General features: G+C 59.0%; 21 protein-coding genes and 3 pseudogenes. 13 read left to right on the top strand and 11 right to left on the bottom strand.

What is annotated here, in order from left to right; translation table 11 throughout:
* Positions 1–6 precede the first annotated feature (6 nt).
* Positions 7–269: pseudogene (locus tag ACZ9GA_RS06505) on the bottom strand (LysE family translocator); the annotation flags it as partial.
* Positions 270–489: 220 nt separating this feature from the next.
* On the opposite strand from ACZ9GA_RS06505, the gene ACZ9GA_RS06500 reads away from it, so the two are divergent.
* Positions 490–1713, top strand: a complete 1224-nt coding sequence (locus ACZ9GA_RS06500; RefSeq protein WP_457363447.1) for a hypothetical protein — start codon at positions 490–492, stop codon at positions 1711–1713.
* Complete coding sequence (locus tag ACZ9GA_RS06495; RefSeq protein WP_457363448.1) at positions 1695–2756, top strand: hypothetical protein; 1062 nt, start codon at positions 1695–1697, stop codon at positions 2754–2756. The genes ACZ9GA_RS06500 and ACZ9GA_RS06495 overlap by 19 nt, the downstream gene beginning before the upstream one ends.
* 286 nt (positions 2757–3042) lie before the next feature.
* Here ACZ9GA_RS06495 and ACZ9GA_RS06490 read toward each other — a convergent pair whose 3' ends face one another.
* From ACZ9GA_RS06490 to ACZ9GA_RS06465, 6 genes and pseudogenes are all read right to left on the bottom strand, one after another.
* Positions 3043–3576, bottom strand: coding sequence for a lysis system spanin subunit (locus ACZ9GA_RS06490; RefSeq protein WP_457363449.1), 534 nt, complete (start codon positions 3574–3576; stop codon positions 3043–3045).
* Positions 3573–3848, bottom strand: a pseudogene (locus tag ACZ9GA_RS06485) (structural protein P5); the annotation flags it as partial. The gene ACZ9GA_RS06490 and the pseudogene ACZ9GA_RS06485, both read right to left, overlap by 4 nt.
* Positions 3849–4191: 343 nt before the next feature.
* Positions 4192–5586, bottom strand: coding sequence for a Shedu immune nuclease family protein (locus tag ACZ9GA_RS06480; protein ID WP_457363450.1), 1395 nt, complete (start codon positions 5584–5586; stop codon positions 4192–4194).
* 202 nt (positions 5587–5788) lie between these two features.
* Positions 5789–6163 (bottom strand): annotated as a pseudogene (locus tag ACZ9GA_RS06475) (LysE family translocator); the annotation flags it as partial.
* A 56-nt stretch (positions 6164–6219) separates the two neighbouring features.
* Positions 6220–6399: a hypothetical protein gene (locus tag ACZ9GA_RS06470; RefSeq protein WP_457363451.1), complete on the bottom strand. Its 180-nt coding sequence runs from the start codon at positions 6397–6399 to the stop codon at positions 6220–6222.
* A gap of 215 nt (positions 6400–6614) precedes the next feature.
* Positions 6615–6818: a hypothetical protein gene (locus ACZ9GA_RS06465; RefSeq protein WP_457363452.1), complete on the bottom strand. Its 204-nt coding sequence runs from the start codon at positions 6816–6818 to the stop codon at positions 6615–6617.
* A 147-nt stretch (positions 6819–6965) separates the two neighbouring features.
* Between ACZ9GA_RS06465 and ACZ9GA_RS06460 the strand changes: the two genes are divergently transcribed.
* The 4 genes from ACZ9GA_RS06460 (at position 6966) to ACZ9GA_RS06445 (ending at position 11291) form a co-directional block, all read left to right on the top strand.
* Positions 6966–7667, top strand: coding sequence for an SOS response-associated peptidase (locus ACZ9GA_RS06460; RefSeq protein WP_457363453.1), 702 nt, complete (start codon positions 6966–6968; stop codon positions 7665–7667).
* Positions 7668–7707: 40 nt separating this feature from the next.
* Positions 7708–8040 carry a hypothetical protein gene (locus ACZ9GA_RS06455; RefSeq protein WP_457363454.1) on the top strand — a complete coding sequence of 111 codons (333 nt, stop codon included), beginning with the start codon at positions 7708–7710 and terminating at the stop codon, positions 8038–8040.
* A gap of 278 nt (positions 8041–8318) precedes the next feature.
* Positions 8319–9905 (top strand): ABC-F family ATPase, encoded by a 1587-nt coding sequence (locus tag ACZ9GA_RS06450; RefSeq protein ID WP_455923335.1) that lies wholly within the window; start codon positions 8319–8321, stop codon positions 9903–9905.
* 195 nt (positions 9906–10100) lie between these two features.
* Positions 10101–11291, top strand: coding sequence for an MFS transporter (locus ACZ9GA_RS06445; protein ID WP_457363455.1), 1191 nt, complete (start codon positions 10101–10103; stop codon positions 11289–11291).
* Here the strand turns inward: ACZ9GA_RS06445 and ACZ9GA_RS06440 are convergent.
* Together ACZ9GA_RS06440 and ACZ9GA_RS06435 are read right to left on the bottom strand one after the other, a co-directional pair.
* On the bottom strand, positions 11285–12322 hold the full coding sequence (locus tag ACZ9GA_RS06440) for an alpha/beta hydrolase family protein (protein ID WP_457363456.1): 1038 nt from the start codon (positions 12320–12322) through the stop codon (positions 11285–11287). The two genes, ACZ9GA_RS06445 and ACZ9GA_RS06440, sit on opposite strands and share 7 nt — an antisense overlap.
* A gap of 216 nt (positions 12323–12538) precedes the next feature.
* Complete coding sequence (locus tag ACZ9GA_RS06435) at positions 12539–13102, bottom strand: FMN-dependent NADH-azoreductase (protein ID WP_027979388.1); 564 nt, start codon at positions 13100–13102, stop codon at positions 12539–12541.
* A 131-nt stretch (positions 13103–13233) separates the two neighbouring features.
* Here ACZ9GA_RS06435 and ACZ9GA_RS06430 point away from each other — a divergent pair, with 131 nt between their 5' ends.
* Positions 13234–14142: a LysR substrate-binding domain-containing protein gene (locus ACZ9GA_RS06430; RefSeq protein ID WP_457363457.1), complete on the top strand. Its 909-nt coding sequence runs from the start codon at positions 13234–13236 to the stop codon at positions 14140–14142.
* Positions 14142–14492, top strand: coding sequence for an MmcQ/YjbR family DNA-binding protein (locus ACZ9GA_RS06425; protein ID WP_457363782.1), 351 nt, complete (start codon positions 14142–14144; stop codon positions 14490–14492). The genes ACZ9GA_RS06430 and ACZ9GA_RS06425 overlap by 1 nt, the downstream gene beginning before the upstream one ends.
* 75 nt (positions 14493–14567) lie before the next feature.
* Here ACZ9GA_RS06425 and ACZ9GA_RS06420 read toward each other — a convergent pair whose 3' ends face one another.
* Positions 14568–14987, bottom strand: coding sequence for a DUF1294 domain-containing protein (locus ACZ9GA_RS06420; RefSeq protein ID WP_457363458.1), 420 nt, complete (start codon positions 14985–14987; stop codon positions 14568–14570).
* The gene (locus tag ACZ9GA_RS06415) at positions 14974–15804 is read right to left on the bottom strand and encodes an undecaprenyl-diphosphate phosphatase (RefSeq protein WP_457363459.1); all 831 of its coding nucleotides are present in this window, start codon (positions 15802–15804) and stop codon (positions 14974–14976) included. Before ACZ9GA_RS06415 ends, ACZ9GA_RS06420 begins: the two co-directional genes overlap by 14 nt.
* Before the next feature lie 322 nt (positions 15805–16126).
* Here ACZ9GA_RS06415 and ACZ9GA_RS06410 point away from each other — a divergent pair, with 322 nt between their 5' ends.
* The 5 genes from ACZ9GA_RS06410 to ACZ9GA_RS06390 all read left to right on the top strand — a co-directional run bounded on the left by ACZ9GA_RS06410 (position 16127) and on the right by ACZ9GA_RS06390 (position 19770).
* Positions 16127–16651: an AAA family ATPase gene (locus ACZ9GA_RS06410; protein WP_457363783.1), complete on the top strand. Its 525-nt coding sequence runs from the start codon at positions 16127–16129 to the stop codon at positions 16649–16651.
* Positions 16652–16969: 318 nt separating this feature from the next.
* Entirely contained in the window at positions 16970–17401 is a 432-nt protein-coding gene (locus tag ACZ9GA_RS06405; protein WP_457363460.1) for a hypothetical protein, read from the top strand.
* 1 nt (position 17402) lies between these two features.
* Positions 17403–17981 carry an adhesin gene (locus ACZ9GA_RS06400; RefSeq protein ID WP_457363461.1) on the top strand — a complete coding sequence of 193 codons (579 nt, stop codon included), beginning with the start codon at positions 17403–17405 and terminating at the stop codon, positions 17979–17981.
* A 54-nt stretch (positions 17982–18035) separates the two neighbouring features.
* Complete coding sequence (locus ACZ9GA_RS06395; RefSeq protein WP_457363462.1) at positions 18036–19019, top strand: heme utilization protein; 984 nt, start codon at positions 18036–18038, stop codon at positions 19017–19019.
* 67 nt (positions 19020–19086) lie between these two features.
* Positions 19087–19770, top strand: coding sequence for a C39 family peptidase (locus ACZ9GA_RS06390; protein WP_457363463.1), 684 nt, complete (start codon positions 19087–19089; stop codon positions 19768–19770).
* Positions 19771–19786: the final 16 nt, after the last annotated feature.

Here is a 19786-nt window from a genome sequence, read left to right as displayed (position 1 = left end):
ACGGCCTCAACGTCGCGCTGCCAGCAGCCCCGCCCCGGCACACCCCAACAGCACCGCGCTGCCGCGGTTGAACAATCGACGCGGGCGCGGCTGGCTGAACCAGCGCTGCAGGTGGCTGCCCAGCCAGGCGTAAATGGCGATGGCCAGCCATTCCAGCAACAGGAACATCAGCCCCAGCCAGAAGAACTGCTGGCCAACCGAGGTGGGGCTACCCACCGTGACGAACTGTGGGAGGAGGCGGTAAAAATCAGGATCGCCTTCGGATTGCCGGGCGATGGTCAGTATAGTTTTTGAGCAGCAGAAAGTACGCGCGTTTAGGCTTATGGGCATTTTGGATCACTCAGGTAGGTAAACTACCTGCACTCCAAGGCTGCGAGCGAATCACTTCTCTCTGTCCATATGAACGGCTTGGGAGTCTGCGATCGACCTAGAGCCAATTTCATGCATTGGCGTTGCTCTCTATGAATAGGTTTGACAAAGATATAAGGTATGCTCCCGTACAATCCACAGTACATCGCACCTGTACATTTCATTATAGATAAGGAGATTCCAGTGGATGTAATACACGACCGCCGCACTGACTGCTATTCCGCGCTAGGCAAAATGTCGACCGGGGATTATCTCACCCTAGTTCGAGATGCCCATGCGCAGCGAGGTGGGATCAGCGGCCAACGCGAGGTGTTAAAAACTACAACAGCAAAAAGGATACGAGAGCGGATGATTGCAGATATCCGTGCCGGAGCTGTGCTACCACCTGTCGTGATAGGCATTGTCGTCAGCGACGCCGTAGTAGATGCCGTCTCATCGGGTAGCCTTGCAGGTGCTGAGGCGTTCCTAGACGCCGTTTCCCAGCACGAGTTGACGATTATCGACGGAATGCAGCGTACTGCAGCATTGTCTGCAGCCTGCGAAATTGACTCCAACATATTGGCACGCGAAATGCGGGTCGAATTCTGGGTGGCTCGATCAGTTAGGTCGCTAGTATATAGAATGCTAGTACTGAACACCGGACAAGTACCTTGGACACTAGCAAGACAACTCTCCGTAGTATATGCACCCCTGCTAGACGAAATTCAAAACAAAGTACCAAATATTGATCGCATTTTCTCACCCGACCGACCTGGCAGACGTGTAGCCAGCGCACAGTTCAGTTCAGACTCATTAGTTGAACTATACCTAGCCTTTTCTCTTAGAAAAACCAACGTAGATACCAAGGAAACCTTGTCAGAGGAGTTCTCAAGACTAGACTTTGTCGACAACTTATCTGACATAGGATTCCAAGATCACTTCTACCAAACTTTATCAACCTTAGTTGAACTCGACAAAGTGTTTGACCGGTTCGGCAACGGGAATACCGGCCGTTTCTCGCGCGGTAAAGAAGTATTCGGAAGCCAACCGGCGCGTATAGGTTTCATTGTAGCAACCGCACAGTATGTGCTCGGCCGCCCCGGTTTGGATCGAGATCCGGATGATAGAATTCGTCGAATGTCGAGCATCGTTCAGCATGCAGAGACGATGGTAAGACGACTTGAAAACCTCGACCCTATGGAGGTTGGCGAATTTTTACGCTTAGATGTACTGAGCGAAATTTTAGACAGAAAAGTCGGCCAAGTCGGGCGATACGAGCGCGGTATATTTTTCGAAGCATTCAAGGTCCTCATCGATGACAATTTCCATATCCCGAATATGGAACCTTGCTGGCGCGCAAGCTAATGGCGACGAGAAACAAGATCGAAGCGAATTCGAACATATTCAGAAACCTGGATGATTACTGCTTGGTGAATGAAGAGCCACTAGCTAATGCGGGTGAAGGCCGCTGGATCACCAGTAAAATTGGCATTGACAAACAGCGCCTAACATCCGCCGACCTAACATCAAGTATGTCTCTAGGGGCATCTTTAAAAATAGCACGCTTTGACCTAGAAGGAGAGTCCATATTCTGCACCGTTGGATTAGAGCTACCGGAGGACGTAGCAGAACTTCTTGATGAAGAAGTTTTTGGTGGAATGATGACACTGGTGCTTTCAGAGCTAAAGCCGACGCCCAGCGCAACGGCCATTGAAATCAAAAACGTTATCGGAACGGGTGTAACAACACCAGGCTATGCGGGGCATGAGCCATACGAAATTGCTCCGTTATTCCCAACCATTCGCGTATTCTCCGGCACTGACATTAGCAATGAAGAAACACCTAGAATATATTTTCTTATCTGCCTAGCAGATACCGTGCGCGCGGGCACATGGATGGATAGGAGGCTTCGTTCAAATTTAGAGTTAATTGCAGACATGAGCCCTACGGCCATCCCATACCGAATACTCTGTCGTTCGTTATTCGACACGGACCCCGCCGCCGTCTTCCTAGCTTTGTACAGATGTTTAGAGGCGCTTTACGCATACTCTCACACTTCGGACCTCATGAAAAAATTGGGCATGGACCGGGAGTGGAACCAAGTGGCACAAATCCTGGAAGAAACGTTGTCTTGGCGTCCGCGGGAAGAGCCGAGCCTAGGCATACTTTTACAAAAGGCTGTATCTGAAGACTTAAAAATGATGCTAAATGCATTAGACACCCCCTTACCAGAAAAAGCAAATCTGGTAAACTTTACAACCAAGCAAATTTACCAACTGCGGAATTCGCTTGTCCATTATCGCGCTTTCCATCACTCTTTCGACCCAGACAGAATTGACTGGAACCGACTTTGCGAAGCAACCGCCCTGACCGTATTACATATTTACAGTTCAATTAACGAAAAATAACCAGCAAAAACCCTAACCATCATGCAAAGCAGCTATTTCAAATCAGCTGCTTTATTTACAGCTCTTTCCCTAACGGCAGCCTTAACCTTGTAGCAACTTAAAACTAGCTGCCTCTCACCCCTCGACCAGCTACGGAAGATGTCATTTTCGACCGTTAGGTTCACTCCCAGTCATTGGATACCTGCTCAGGAGTTGAACCAATAACAGCTACATCTGATTGACCAGAGCATCTCCGTACACCATACCAAACACGTATCAAATGGCTGTCGTTATCCTAGGTATCTCGCTACCTGCCGCCGAATTCGGATGCGGATTTCACATAAGCCTGGCACGCTGCTAAAGCGATCAATCCCCTATCACCATCCCCGGTGATACCGACAATTCGTTGAGCATGCGCTGAGTCAAGTTGGCCTCGTGCACCTCCATGAACCACGCCGCCGGCGGAGGCGCCGGGCTGCACGCCTCGGTTACCGTGATCGGGCTTTGCATCGAGGATGACTGACAACCGCAAATCAGAAGTGGCCAGGCGATCGCGCAGGCGAGCCTGTGCTTGTTGAGCATCAGTGAGTTCCTTGTAGTGCGTTTCATCGTTGATCGCCAGCTGCCGCTCAAGGGATCGCCGTTTGCTTTGCTCCGCCCGCAGCAGTGCGGCGCCGCCAGCGGAAATGCTGGCAAGGTCAGATGCGTGATTCGCTTTGAGGTCAGCCAGTTGCTTCCCGTAGCTGTTGCCCTGCCAAGCCCACGCCCCTGCGCCACTGAAGGTCATAAGCATTAGAGCCAAGATTGTGTAGGTGGTCGTGCTTCCTTGTTCTGCGTTCATGTCAGCGCTCTACTCAGCCCCTCGGCAAACACATCGGGCGAATATGGGTTGCCACCGTTCTCGTGAACAATGATCCCGAGCATGACGGCGCTCAATGTGGCTGCCCTGCGGATATCTATGACGTCGTCCGGTCTCACGCTCAATCGGCGAGCCACGGCAGCAATGTACGCCTCGGTGTCATTCTCATTGCCGGGCGCCCATCGAGCGATGATTTCCCGCACGGTATCGATGCCTGGGCCGCCAACGCTAGGCATACCGTCCTTGCCGCGCCAATAGGGATGCGCCCATCAGCTAAAGCCAACAGAAACGCTCCTAGCGCACCTTGCTTGATGTGGTGTTGATGGTAGGCAGACAGCCCTTCATCTTTGAACGTGAGGCTTTCATCAAGGGTTATACCTCGCTCAGCAGCCCATGAAACGGCATACCGAATCTGGCGTTCGGCACTGGTCCCGAGCGCCTGCCTTGGATCAGAAAATCGAAGATAGCTGTATACCTTTACCGATTCCACTACGCAAACACCAAGATCCAAAAAACAAGCATACTGCCCCGCCTCCTCCAAGGCACCAGACCTGGTACAGAAAAACTGAAACAGAATATTTTAGCCCCTAAAAGCAGCTAATCATTATTAGATAGGAAAATGTACAAATCCTTTAATTTATGCAACAACTCATCAAAAGTAATTATTTCAACATCCCTTGAATTTCGACGAAACATCTCAAAACTTTTTTGCTCATCCGCCCCTGACGGAGTAGTACCCACAATCAGGCAACAATGTACGGAATACACTTCTAGCTCCAGACCTCGATCATTATGCTTGAGCCCGGCTACATTGGTGTTCAATCGATATTTCTGATCAAGCACTTGTACTAACGCTCCAGAAAACTCTTTAGCAGGCGAATACACGCCACCACGATAGGCAGCCTTGTTTAGCAAAGGCGTACTCGGCGTTTTAATCTCAAAAACTGCCGCATTGTTGGTACTGCTTTTTTTTGCAATAAAATCGGCGTATTTCTCACCCTCTCCACTCAAACGCCTGCCTCCGACGGCAGCTTGCTCGAGAACCACGACAATTGGATAACCAAACGCCATCGTCAAAATAAATTTGTTCGCATTAAAAAAGCGCTGCCAGTCACTTTCCACTGTTCGCTTCTCAAGCATCGCTTCAAACCGCTTGATCAAAACATCCAATGTAACTAATTCAATTTCACTCTGTAGCTTAACTAGCGCTGCAGGCTTAGCCTCTGCGATCTGTCGGCTATGCGCCTTCATCATAGCCACAACATCATCTCGATCTTTTTCACTCAACGGAGGCTTCCCTTGGGCGGCAGCCGTAATCAGTTTACGAACTGGACTACGGCCAACTGAAACTTCTCTTATATTACGACCAAGCCTTAGCGCCAACAAATTATAAGTAGTTACTTCCTTTACCTCTCCCGAAGCCTTCCCCCCTAAGCTACCTATATTTTGAATGCTTTTGCGAGCAATTTCGTAATCGTCCAAGCTCAAATAAAACACCTTTGAGATATTATCGATATGCGTATCTTTTTCCTGCGAGATAAATACCTCAACACAATCCGAATGCTCTTCAATCGCTTCAATTATAACCTTCAACTCCGAAGCAACCCCCAAACCATAATCCGGATCATGCGTAAAACCAGAAGGCACTGTCTCCCGCAACATATTCAGCATGTCCTGTATTGACGTGGCAGCGCATCGACCATAGACATTAATTACATCCTCTGGAATATCAAAGGAAACACGTTCCACCTTGGAGTATTTTTTTTGCAAAAAATCATGATGCCTAGGCAATGTAACCAGTGGGTACTCTGTCAGTACCGCACTCGCATAATCTATCGACAGCATCTTTACATCTGTACCATAAGGGACATTTGCGACGGTCGCCATTTTTTTTCCAGGGCGATAATAGCCTTCCACTACGCGAGGCGGTTTAACCCTTACGACAATATCGCCTTTCCTTTCCTGCGGCTTCGGCGCCGGTGGCATTCGCATCAATAAGCTCCATTTAGATGACTGACCATCAAACCTGCAAAGCGATAACTAGCTATGCAATACAGATTTAAATGTAGAAGAAATAACCCTTTTGACCCCACCTTAAGCGTGCGACAACGACTATAAGCTATTAGCTATTAGCTTATGACGGGCTTGTGATACCAATCAACTTCGTAGGTGAGGATAAAAGATTATATTCGGCAGCCCCCGGGTTGCCCGCCGCCACCCAGAACTCCTGTGCCGCCAACCGGAACAACCCGCGACCACCAGCCCCACCCGGCGCTTGCCCGTCCACCGGCGCGCGCCACAACTGTATCGCCAGGTAGAACAAATACAGTGCTCCCGCCACCTTGATGCCCATGAACAACAGCTCGGAGGCATGCAACACCACCGCCAGGCCCATCGCCGCCAGCGCAATCATCCCGGCAAAGGCCAGCAAGCGCCCGGCGCCGGCCAGGCACGAGGTGCCGAAGCCATAGCGGCTGGCGTTGTTGAGTGACAGCAGATTGTTGGGGCCTGGCGCCATGTTCAGGGCGAAGCAGGCAGGGATGAAGAGCAGCAAGGTCGAGAGGGTCACGGTGCCGAGTTCCATGGCAGAGGGCTGGGCAGATTAGCACCGCCCAACCGCAGCACTCAACGAGGGTCGTCCGGGCTCATTTCACCGTCGTCGGTTTCAGTGCGCACCTTGTCGGGATCAAGCTCCGGGTCTTCATCCAAGGGCAGTGGCGGCAGGTTTTCGTCGCCGGGGCGGGCCTCGGGCACAGGGTCCGGAGCCAGTGGACTGCTGGAGCGATCAAGCGGGTCGGAAGTCATGGTGCACCTGTGGTTTCAGAGCTGACTACTGTTTGATCCCCAGGCGGGCCAAGAGTTGCGTCACCCCCACGGTGGCTCTGGCCGCGAAAGCCATACCGCCTGACACACCGCAGCGCCCGGTTCGCGGGCACGGCCCGCTCCTACAGGCCGGCGCTGTCGGGTGCCATATCATGTATTGCCTGGCCCACCGCAGCTGGCTGCTGGGGCAGGCGCAGTCAGCTGCAGAAATGCACCGCCAGCAGCAACACCGTCACCGCCAGCAGTACCTCGCCGCAGATCTGCGCACTCTCGCCCATGGGCGCGTGGACCAACGCCTGACGATCACGCTGACGCACCTGCCAGCGCTTCGCCTCGCCCGCCGTCCAGGCCAACACCCCTGCTGCACCCGACGCTACTGCCACCGTCAACAACATCGACATTTTACCCGCCCCCACGGTTATGCAAAAAACCTTAGGGCGGATGCAAATGATTTCGTTCCACACCATACGTCGATTTAGCGGCAGCCTGGTCGCAACGGTTACCGCGCACCGTGCTGCTACGCTGATCTGGAAACGGAGGACTAAGCCATGTGCGGACGCTTTTCACAGGCAGCACGAATGGAGCAGTACCTGCTGGAGCTGGACTTCATCACCCGCGCCATCCACGGTGACCCGCCCGCCACCGCCCGCTACAACGTCGCCCCCACCACCCGCGTGCCGGTGCTGCGCACGGCGGACGATGGCCTGCGCATCGATGGCGTGCGCTGGGGCTGGGCGCCGCCCTGGGCCGCCGACAAGCGTCCGGCGCCTATCAACGCCCGTGTGGAAACCGTGGCCACCAGCCGCTTTTTCAAAAACCTGTGGCCAGCGGCGCGCCTGCTGGTGCCCGCTGATGGCTGGTACGAATGGGTGAAGGACCCCGAACAACCCAAGCTCAAGCAACCCTGGTTTATCCGTCTGAACACCGGCGCGCCGCTGTTTTTTGCAGCCTTGGGTCAAGCCACTGAAAGCAATGACGGCTTCATTATCATCACCGACGCCAGCGACCAAGGCATGGTCGATATCCACGACCGTCGCCCCGTGGTGCTGGGCCCCGACGCCGCCCGCGCCTGGCTGGACCCGGCCTTGAAAGCCGGCCAGGTCGAAGCCATTGCCCGCCATGAAGGCCGGCCGGTGTCGGACTTCCAGTGGTACCGCGTGGGCCGCGAAGTGGGCAACGTACGCAACGAAGGCCCGGGGCTGATTGCACCGTTGAGCACCCCGGACTCGGCACAGCCGCTGCTATTGTGAGAAAATAGCCCAAGTTTTCAAATGCTTGGAGAAATACGGTTTGGTTACCCACTACTCATCGAACGGCAGCGATATCGCTTGCGGTCGCAACACCCCCAACGTCGTCAGCTGCGCGAACCCTGAGGAAGTTTCCTGCAAATCCTGCCTGAAATCCCTGGGCAAGGCCGACGCTGCGCCCAAGGCGGCGAAGAACACCACCCCCTCCCTGGCGCAAATCCGCAAGCAGCGTATGCAAGAGCAGGCCGCCGCCAAGGCTGCCCCGGCCGCCCGGTCCGGCTTCTGCTTCCAGGCCAACTGGCGCCAGCGCCTGACCGCCCTGCCCAACCGTTGCCGCCTACCGCGCGGCAGCTTGAACGCACAGCCGTTCGTCTGACCTGCCACAGCGGCTACAGCCGCTCCTTGTGGGACCGGGCGAAGCTCGGGAAGCGAACGACTGGATGTCCATACCGTTCTCTTCCGAGCTTCGCCCGGTCCCACACACCTGGCGGCAGCGGCCACATTTGCGCACGGTGGCGCTGCGCTGGCAGCCCAGCTATGAGACAATAGGCGCAATGTCCGGTTTGACCCCCGCATTCTTCTTCCCCGCAGCTCGACCCCACGGCCTGAGCTGCTGTCGACGTTTGCGCCCCAAGTTATTGATAGGTAAGCCCTTTGATCTCCACAGCTAACATCACCATGCAGTTCGGCGCCAAGCCGCTGTTCGAGAACGTCTCGGTCAAGTTCAACGGCGGCAACCGTTACGGCCTGATCGGCGCCAACGGTTGCGGCAAGTCGACCTTCATGAAAATCCTCGGCGGCGACCTTGATCCGTCCGGCGGCCAGGTGATGCTGGAGCCGAACGTGCGCCTGGGTAAACTGCGCCAGGACCAGTTCGCCTACGAGCAGTTCACCGTGATCGATACCGTGATCATGGGCCACGAGGAGCTGTGGAAGGTCAAGGCCGAGCGCGATCGCATCTACTCGCTGCCGGAAATGAGCGAAGAAGACGGCATGGCCGTGGCAGAGCTGGAAACCGAGTTCGCCGAGATGGACGGCTACACCGCCGAATCGCGCGCCGGTGAGCTGCTGCTGGGCCTGGGTATTCCGCTGGAACAGCATTTCGGCCCGATGACCGAAGTGTCCCCAGGCTGGAAACTGCGCGTGCTGCTGGCCCAGGCGCTGTTCTCCGACCCTGAAGTGCTGTTGCTCGACGAACCGACCAACCACCTGGACATCAACACCATCCGCTGGCTGGAAAACATCCTGACCCAGCGCTCCAGCCTGATGATCATCATCTCTCACGACCGTCACTTCCTGAACAGCGTGTGCACCCACATGGCTGACCTGGACTACGGCGAGCTGCGCCTGTTCCCGGGCAACTACGACGAGTACATGACCGTGGCGACCCAGTCGCGCGAGCAACTGCTGTCGGACAACGCCAAGAAGAAGGCGCAGATTTCCGAGCTGCAATCCTTCGTCAGCCGCTTCTCGGCCAACGCCTCGAAAGCCAAGCAGGCCACTTCCCGTGCCAAGGCCATCGACAAGATCCAGCTGGCCGAGGTCAAGCCTTCGAGCCGCGTGAGCCCGTTCATCCGCTTCGAACAAACCAAGAAGCTGCACCGCCAGGCGGTCATCGTCGAGCACATGGCCAAGGCCTTCGACGGCAAGACGCTGTTCAAGGATTTCAGCTTCCAGGTTGAAGCCGGCGAGCGCGTGGCGATCATCGGCCCGAACGGTATCGGCAAGACCACCCTGCTGCGCACCCTGGTCAACGAACTGACCCCGGATGCCGGTAGCGTCAAGTGGACCGACGCGGCGGAACTGGGCTACTACGCCCAGGACCACGCCCACGACTTCGAAGACGACGTCACCCTGTTCGACTGGATGGGCCAGTGGACCCAGGGCGAGCAGATGATTCGTGGCACCCTGGGCCGCATGCTGTTCTCCAACGACGAGATCCAGAAGTCGGTGAAGGTGATCTCCGGTGGTGAGCAAGGCCGCATGCTGTTCGGCAAGCTGATCCTGCAGAAGCCGAACGTGCTGATCATGGACGAACCGACCAACCACTTGGACATGGAATCCATCGAATCGCTGAACCTGGCGCTGGAGAACTACCCGGGCACGCTGATCTTCGTCAGCCACGACCGTGAGTTCGTATCGTCCCTGGCCACCCGCATCATCGAGTTGAGCGCCACCGGCGTGATCGACTTCAGCGGTACCTACGACGACTACCTGCGCAGCCAGGGTGTGACGTTCTAAACCTGTAGCCGCTGCCGCCAGGCTGCGCCGGCCCTGATGTTCGCTGAAGATTCCCAGCGAGGTACAGAGCCAGCGCAGCCTGGCGGCAGCGGCTACGGATTCGATTGGATTCACTTCGTTAGCCTGCTTCCATTTCCCGCCCCACCCCGCCATCATGGCCTGACTCTCTAACCGCCCGCACGCGAACGAGTTGCCATGACTGCCGCCGAACGACCACCTTCCGTCAGCAACGTTACCCTGCAGATCGTCTCGATCGTCTTCTACACCTTTATCGCCTTCCTCTGCATCGGCCTGCCGATCGCGGTGCTGCCCGGCTATGTCCACGAACAATTGGGTTTCAGCGCGGTGGTGGCAGGGCTGACCATCGGCGTGCAATACCTGGCCACGCTGCTCAGCCGCCCCATGGCGGGGCGCGCCGCGGACGGGCTGGGCACTAAGCGGGCGATCGTGCTGGGGTTGAGTGGCATCGCCATCAGCGGGGCGTTGACCCTGGTGTCGACCTTGCTGCAGAGCCAGCCCTTGCCCAGCCTGTTGATCCTCATCCTGGCCCGCGTGTTGCTGGGGGTGGCCCAAGGCCTGATCGGTGTCGGCACCATCGCGTGGGGCATCGGCCAGGTCGGCCCGGAGCAGACGGCCCGGGTGATCTCCTGGAACGGCATCGCTTCCTACGGCGCCATTGCCCTGGGCGCGCCCTTGGGCGTGCTGATGGTGGGTGTCGGCGGCTTCAACACCCTGGGCATCGCCCTGTCGGCGCTGGCCGTGGTGGCGCTGCTGTGCATCCGGCGCAAGCCGTCGGTACCCGTGGTACGCGGTGAGCGCCTGCCGTTTTGGGCGGCGTTCGGCCGAGTGGCGCCCTATGGCGTCAGCCTGACCCTGGCGTCGATCGGCTACGGCACCCTGACGACCTTCATCACCTTGTATTACGTGGAGCGCGGCTGGACCGGCGCAGCTTTTTGCCTGACGGCCTTCGGGCTGAGTTTCATCGTCTCGCGGCTGCTGTTCATCAACGCCATCAACCGCCTGGGCGGGTTTACCGTGGCGGTCAGTTGCATGGCCGTGGAAACCTTGGGGCTGGCGTTGGTGTGGCTGGCGCCGACCACCACCGTCACCCTGCTGGGCGCCAGCCTGGCCGGCTTCGGCTTGTCGCTGGTGTACCCGGCATTGGGCGTATTGGCCATCAGCCAGGTGCCCAGCACCAGTCGTGGGGCGGGTTTGAGCGCATTCGCAGTGTTTTTCGACCTGGCGCTGGCCCTGGCTGGGCCGCTGATGGGCGCCATCGCCTTGCACCTGGGCTACCCGTGGATCTTTTTCTGCGCCGCCCTGCTGTCGCTGGGCGGCCTGGGCTTGGTGCTGATGCTGTCGCGACGCGCCGGCAAGGTTTACTGATCGGCGGTCTGCAGCCCGGCGTGGCTTGGCTCGCTGAGGGTCTGAGTGAAGAAATGCCCGGCCTGTTGCACCAGGTCGCGATGGATGTCGACGCGGTTGACGCCCTCGGCATCGTTGCACAGGCCCGGCATCACCGCTTTCTGCTCATCGTCGCACGGGGCCATGAACACGAAGTGGCCGGCGCCCGCCAGCAGCTTGTAGTCCGACACCATCGGCAGCTTGCGCGCCAGCGCTGCGGCGTTCTTGTCCAGGGCCAGCAGCTTGTCGTTGTCACCGCTGTAGATCAGCGTGGGCACGTGCACCTGCGACAGCGCCTGGCGGTTGAACATCAAGCCCAGCGGCGCCATCAGCAACAGTGACTTGACCCGTGGATCTGCTGCGGGGCGCAGGTCATCGCGGTCTACCAGCATTTCACCATGGGTTTGGCAGGCGTCGGCATCGTTGGGGAATTCGGCGCAGTACTTGCGCAGGCGGTCCAGGTCGGGCCGTGCACCGGACAGGATCAGCGCCGTCTCGCCGCCCGCCGAATAGCCGATCACGCCAATCTGGTCAGGGTCGATGAAGGGCGCCAGCATCGGTTCGGCCAACGCCGAGGTAATGGCTTCGGAAATCTGCAGCGGCCGGCCGTACAGGTTGCTGACCGCACCCAGACGGCTGTGATCCTTGTAGTTGTCGCCGGGGTGGTACACCGCCACCACCACAAAGCCCTTGCGGGTCAGCGAGGTGATCAGGTCGTGCAGGGCCAGGGGGGTGCCAGCGTTGCCATGGGAGAGCATCAGCATGGGGTAACGCCCCATGGCGATGCGCGCGTCTTCCGTGGCCTCGATCTTGTAATTCTCGACCTTGGTCACCTGCTCGCGCTGGTTGGACGGGTAGAACGCCAAGGCCTGCATGGGCTTGTGGTCGAGGGGGTCGAGGAAGGTCAGGCGATGAAAGCCTACGCTCCAGTGCGCCGGGGGCGCAGCCTGAGCGAGCACCGACGTCAGGCCCAAGGCCATGCATAGAAAGAGATTTGCACAAAGACGCATCATGGGATGCCCACCTTTGCTACCCGCCTGATAGGAACCTTTCGCAGTGATCACAGTGTACGTCCAGTTGCGGCCGTTCACCGAATGAAAGGTTAGTCAGCTATGCATAAGCATAACTCGGGCCAAAAGCCGCGCATCATACGCGAAATGCAGGTAAAACAAAGCGCCCGTGGTGCTTTGAGCAGCCACGGGCGCGGGGGTTCAGCGTGTTTCGATCTATCAGGCGGCGAACAATTTCGAATCGATCTTGGCCTGGGCGCCGGCCAGGGCCTTGGCGCGAACTTCTTCACCGTAGGCCAGGCCTTCGGCGCGGACGATTTCGATGTCGGTGATGCCGATGAAGCCCAGCAGCACTTTCAGGAATTCTTCGTGGGCAACGCCCGATGGCTGGCCAGCGTGGATGCCGCCGGAAGTGGAAACGATGACCACTTTCTTGCCGCCGCACAGGCCTTCAGGGCCGGCTTCGGTGTAGCGGAAGGTGGTGCCGGCCACACAGATGCGGTCGATCCAGGCTTTCAGTTGGGTCGGGATGGAGAAGTTGTACATCGGCGCGCCGATGACGACTACGTCGGCAGCCAGGAACTCGCCCAGGGTGTCGGCCGACAGCTTGGCTTCCACTTCGCCGCCCGCCAGGGTGGCCGAAGAGAAGTGAGTCAGGGCTTCAGCGGCCAGGTCACGGTAGGTGACGTCGGCACCGACGAAGGATTCCACCACGGCGCGGCTCAGTTGGCGCGAAGCAGAGTTGTCGCCGAGGATGCTGGAATCGATGTGCAACAGTTTCATGGGGAATCTCCTGTCTAGGTTGGCCGCCGTGGCAGCCGGGAATGGTGATCATCCTACCGGGATATGGAATGGATGATTAGTCTGCCTGTTTGCGTTAGATTGTCCTATGTGTGAGACAGTCAGGACAGCCAATGCAAGACCTCAACGACCTGTATTACTTCGCCAAGGTGGTGGAAGCCGGCGGTTTCGCCGCCGCCGGGCGCCAATTGGGCGTGCCCAAGTCGCGGCTGTCACGGCGCATCGCCGAGCTGGAGGAGCGCCTGGGCGCGCGCCTGCTGCAACGCACCACACGGCAACTGAGCCTGACCAGCGTGGGCGAGCGCTACCTGCGCCATTGCCAGGCCATGCTGCTGGAAGCGGAAATGGCCGACGAGGTGGTGGCCAGCCTGTCCAGCGAACCGCGTGGGCGGCTGCGGGTGTCGTGCCCGGTGGGGCTGGCCCATGAATTTCTGCCACAGGTGATCAGCAGCTTTTTGCAGGCCTATCCCCACGTGCAGCTGGACATGGTGTTGCTCAACCGCCGGGTTGACCTGATCACCGAAGGCATCGACGTCGCCCTGCGCGTGCGTGAGCCGTGGGACGAAGACCCGGGCCTGGTGACCCGGCGCCTGCGCGAAGCCCGCGCCATTCTGGTAGCCAGCCCGGCGCTGTTGCTGGGCAACACCATCGCCAGCCCCGACGACCTGGTGGCACTGCCGGTGCTGGGCGCGCTGGAAGCCGACCGCATGGTGCATTTGCGCCTGCTGGACGAACAGGGCAACAAGCGTGATCTGGTGCTGGAAGCCCGGCTGGGCATCGAGGACTTCGTGGTGCGTAAAGCCACCGCCATCGCCGGTCTGGGCTTTACCCTGCTGCCGTTGATGCACTGCGAGGCCGAGCTGGCCAGCGGCGAGCTGGTGCAATTGCTGCCAGACTGGTCGCTGACCGGTGGCTGGCTGCAGGCGGTGTACCCGCATCGGCGCGGGGTACTGCCGGCCGTGCGGGCGTGGATCGACCACCTGGTGAAGTCACTTGAGGAATGCGGGGAGCGGTTCAAATGATGGATGAGGCACAGCTGGCGCGCTATTGCCTGGGATTGCCGGGGGCGCGGGAAGACTACAAGTGGGGCGGGATACGCGTGCTGTCGGTGGCGGGCAGCAAGATGTTCGCGGTATTCGGCCTGGCGGGGGACAGCCTGTCGTTGAAAGTCGACAAGGACCTGTTCCTGGGGTACGTGGACCGCCCCGGCATCCGCCCTGCCCCGTATCTGGCGCGGGCGCATTGGGTCAGCCTGGAGCTGCCGTTGCCGGTGAGTGATGAGGAAGTGCGCGAACTGCTGCGCCGTTCGCATCAGTTGGTAGTAAGGCGCCTGCCCAAAAAGACCCAGGTAGGGTTGCTGCTAGACCTGTAGCCGCTGCCGAAGGCTGCGCTGGCACTGCCCCCCACTGCAAATGCTCAGGGTTCACGCTGGCCAGCGCAGCCTGAGTTACAGCGCGTGCTGGGTCAGCAGGTATAACCACCCCGCCTGATGCACCAGCACGATCAGCCAGAACACCACCTGGTAACTTACCTTGCGCGTCTTGTGCCGGAACACCTGCTGGGCCACCAATGCCCCCGGCCAGCCACCCAGCAGCTCGGCGGCGTGCAGCAGCTTTTCCGGTGTGCGCTGGCCTTCGCGGCGCGCCTGGTGCTTGTCGCGCCAGTACAGACCGTAGGCAACAAGGCTGGCCAACACATAAACGGCCAGCACCAGCGGCCGCCCCCCGCGCATCATTTGCATCACCACACCGCTGGCCGGCAAGGCCAGCAGCAGGCAGAACACCAGCAGCTTGAGCTTGAGGTGGCGCACCCCCGGCGCGCCATTCGACTGTGACGCCCGTGCGGCGCCGGCGTTACGGCTGGACATGGGCCCAGTCGATCCAGCCGAACCACCAGGTGGCCAAAATCAGCATGCCAAAACCGATGCGGTACCAGGCAAACAGGTCGTAGGTATGGTTGGCGATAAACTTGAGCAAGCCCTTGACCGCGATCATGGCGAACACGAACGCCGTCACGAAGCCCAGCGCGAACACCGGCAAGTCACTGGCCTGGAACAGGTGACGGTACTTGAACCCCGAGTACACCGCCGCCCCCACCATGGTGGGCATGGCCAGGAAGAACGAGAACTCCGTAGCCGCCTTGCGCGACAGCCCGAACACCAGGCCACCGATGATGGTAGAGCCCGAACGGGAGGTACCCGGGATCATCGCCAGGCACTGGGCAAAGCCGATTTTCAACGCATCGGGCCAGCGCATGTCATCCACATGCTCGATGCGCACCACGTGCTCGCGCTCCTCGGCCCACAGCATCACGATACCGCCCGCCACCAGCGCCACCGCAACGGTTATGGGGTTGAACAGGTACTCATGAATGACATCGGCGAATATCACCCCCAGCACCACGGCCGGCAGGAAGGCGATCAGCAGGTTGGCGGTGAAGCGCCGCGCCTGAGGACGGGTGGGCAACCCCGTGACGATTTCAATGATCTTGCTTCGAAACTCCCACACCACCGCCAGGATCGCCCCCAACTGGATGATGATGTTGAAGGCCATGGCCCGCTCACCGCCAAAATTGAGCAAGTCCGCGACAATGATCTGGTGTCCGGTGCTGGAAATGGGCAAAAACTCCGTGAGCCCCTCCACTATCCCTAGAATCAGTGCCTGTGCGGCGGTCCATAAATCCATCAATTCCCCCAAATGGAGCACTGCTCATGGGCAGGCTCCTGATTTTCTTTTAGTCGTAAACAACAGCGTTGCAGCAAGGCGCGCCAAAGATCGGTGGCAAACCGTGAAAAATTCGTGAATTCAACGATTTGAAACGAAGTGCCGAAAAAGCGGCGAAATGCTATCAGAAGACGGTAGCTCAACTGGGCGACAAAACGATGAAAACCGCTCTGTCCCGGCACTTTTCGTGTAACAAGCCGCCAGCACAAACGCGAGCACCGTTACAATCGTGACGTTTGTCCCACGGAATCGAGAAATGTTCCCCGCCCCCTCCCCCGGCGCCATGAAAGTCGTGGTGCTGACCGGCCCAGAATCCAGCGGTAAAAGTGTACTGGCCCACGCCCTGCAAGCACGTTTCGGCGGGCTGGTGGTGGGTGAATACGTGCGCCATTTCATCGACAGCCACGGCGGACGCGACACCTGCCTGGGCGATATCCCGGCCATCGCCCGCGGGCAATTGGCCTGGGAGGATGCGGCCCGTGCCCAGCGTCCAGGGTTGCTGATACTGGATACCCATCTGCTGAGCAATATGTTGTGGAGCCGCACGCTGTTTGGCGACTGCCCGGCGTGGCTGGAATCCGAGCTGCTGAGCCGCCGCTACGACCTGCATCTGCTGCTGTCGCCTGAAGGCGCACAGTGGGTGGATGACGGTCAGCGCTGTCAGCCACAGCTGGCGCAGCGCACGGTATTTTTCGAGCAGACCCGGCACTGGCTGGCGCAACACCGGCAACCCTTCCAGGTGGTGGAAGGCGACTACGCACAGCGCCATGCCATGGCCCGCGACTGGGTGGAGCGACTGCTGACCTGAGCCGGTGAACTGTCCGTTCCTGATACACACCTGCGGCCGCACAGGCCCGGTGTTGAGGGGCTTACCCCGGCGGAACACACAGTTGTAATGCTGGCGATACACCCACGTTTGGGGCCATTCCCGGCCACTGGCCACTGTCCAATCGAGCATCCGTTGTCTACCCGTATCACCTGCGTTACAACCATTTTCTGGCAGTCATCAACCTCATTGTTAAGTCGTTGATTCAACGCACATTCAAAAAACTGGCACAGCCCCTGCTCTCTTCCTCGCAACGCCACCAAGGCCGACGCGACAACAAGAAGAAGAGGGATAAGGGCCATGATCGGGACAACTCAAAAAGGCATTGCCTGCCTGCTGTTGCTGGGATGCTGCCATAGCCTGACGGCCGAGGCCGCCGGTGATGGCAGCGTCGTCATCCAGCGCACCGTGCAGCCGCGGATGGCCACCCGGGCACCGCTGCAACCCGACCCCAATCCCCTGACCGTCAACACCAACGTTTCCGCCCAGGTGCGTTCAGCCACCAGCATGGAACTGAGCGACGGCGACATCGCCGGCATCAGTAGCGGCAACGCCATTACCCGCCTGATTGTGCCTGACGGCAATCTGCGCGGCATGGGCGGCGGCGATCAAGCCCTGCCCGGCATGAGCGCCGGCCATGGTGGCGGCTCGGGCGGCGGCATTGCCAACACCGTCAACCAGGCCGTCAGCCAGGGCCTGTCCCCGCTGCGCATTCTGAGCGGGGGGCGCTGAGATGAAAGCCTCCCTGACCCTGATCGCGCTGCTGGTGAGCGGCAACGTACTGGCCGCTGGCGGTATCAGCGCCGACAACAGCGCTGTGATCAACGGCTCCGGCGTGGGCTACGAGGGCAACCTCAGCATCAACCAGGCCGCAGGTGATGTGCAGCAGCAGGCCAACACCCGCGCCATCGCCATCGGCACCGACGCCAGTGCCACTACCCGCATCAATCAGAAACTGCGTACCCAGGTAGACCCGGCCATGAACGCCCGGTCCTCGATCCAGGGTAACGCCTTCAGCAATGGCAACGGTGCACTGGGCGTCAACCAGTCCGCCGGCGCCGCCAATCAACAGGCCAATGCCATGCGACTGACCATCAGTGCCCAGCCGCTGAGCATGGACGACAGCGCCCTGTCGCAACAGAACGTGGCGCTGGTAAAAGGCTCCGATTCAGCAGGTCCGACACTCGGCAACCACCAGGTCAACACCGATGACCAGGCATTCACCGGTAGCCGCGGGCTGATCCAGCTGAACCAGAGCGCAGGGGTGGGAAACCGCATGGGTAACACCCTGAGCGTACGGGTCGCTGATTGACCCTCCAAGACAGAAACAACACTTAACTAGAAAACAATAATACGGAGAAACACCATGAAACCTACATTGGCACTCAAGCCACTGGTCTTCGCCCTCGCTGCCGTCATGGCTGTTGCCGCTCACGCGGACGATCGCAGAGGTGGACACGACGATCCGCACCATGGTGGTCATCAGCAACAACCCGATCCCATGGTGCAAATCCAGCTGACCGCAGGGTCTGCCGCCGTGGTTCAGGATACTCAAAGCAGCACCAACAACGCCGTGATCAACCAAGGCACCCGTAATGGCGCTGCGATCGACAACTCGGCTGGCAACTCCAACGGCAACCTGGGTGTCAACGTTGCCGCCGGCGATGCCAACCAACAAGACAACGCTGCCGCGATCGCCACCGCCGACGAGAGCTTCATCTTCGGCAGCGCCTTCGCGTCCTCTGCTGCTACCCAGACCAATACCGGTAACGCTGTAGCCAACTACTCGACCACCTCCGCCGCGTCGCTCACCAACAGCGCCAACGGCAGCTCGGGCAACATTGGCATCAACCTCACCACCGGCGACTTCAACCAACAGAAAAACAACCTGGCCATCGCCGTGTCGGGCGGCCGTGTAGCGGGCGCCTCGGCCTCGGCCAACCAGACCTCCAGCGGCACCGTGGTCAACAACGTGGCGGACCGCACCTACAGCAAAGACACCCTGTACTCGGCCTTCGCCGCCACCGGTACCTACAAAGGCACCGGTACCGGCACCGTCGGCAGCGACGACCCTCGTGGCGGTGGCCACGGTGGCTGGGACAACAAAGGCGGCAAAGACAAAGTTGAACCGCTCAAATTCAAAGAAAGCGGCAGCTTTGAACTCGGTGGCGTAGCCGCCTACCAAGTACTGACCCCTACCGGTTGGGCCAACCCTGTGACCAACACCGCCTCCATGTCCAACTCGCTTAACGGCGTATCGGGCAACGTCGGTGCCAACGTCTCGGCCGGTGTGGGCAACCAACAAAGCAACTCCCTGTCCATCGCTGCCGGTTGCAAAGCCTGCATGTAACACGCACGTCCCGAGAGCCCCCACCCGGGGGCTCTTTTTCGACACCATCAAGCAAGGCATTCAGACCATGCGAATTCGAGCACTGCTTGCGCTATTGCTGCTGTTGGCTGGCCCCACCTGGGCCGGACAGATGTCAGTCGCCGCCCTGCCTGGCGGCACCGTCATTTACAAGCCAATCCAGAGCATGCGCGAGCGCCACTTCTCCGACCTGGTCCAGCAGAAAACCGACTTCAGCTGCGGCGCCGCCGCGCTGGCCACGGTACTGCGCCAGGCGTACTGGCTGGATGTGGATGAACACCAGGTAATCGAAGGCATGCTGGCCCATTCGGACATGGACACCGTCAAGGTGCAGGGCTTCTCCATGCTCGACATGAAAAAGTACGTCGAAAGCATCGGCATGCGCGGCAGAGGCTACCGCATCCCGGCCGAAGACCTGGAAAAGATCACCATTCCGGTGGTGGTGCTGATGGACATTCGTGGCTACAAGCATTTCGTGGTGTTGCAGCGCGTCCAGCGCGACTGGGTCTATGTCGGCGACCCGGTGCTGGGGCACAAGCGCTACAGCCGCGAAGACTTTGCCAAAGGTTGGAACGGGATCATTTTCGCCGTTGTCGGCCAGGGCTATGACAAGACCAATGCCTTGCTCAAGCCCCCGCTGCCATTGACGGCCAAGGGACAGCTGGATCAGTTCAAGCCCGTACAGGATGCAGACCTGATGGACTTCGGCTTCATCCAGAGTGATTTCTTCTAATTACAAGGGGCATGAC

The sequence above is a fragment of the Pseudomonas sp. TE3644 genome, assembly GCF_056278815.1.
Note: the sequence above shows the minus strand (reverse complement) of the source record. Positions and strands in the feature narration are given on the sequence as shown.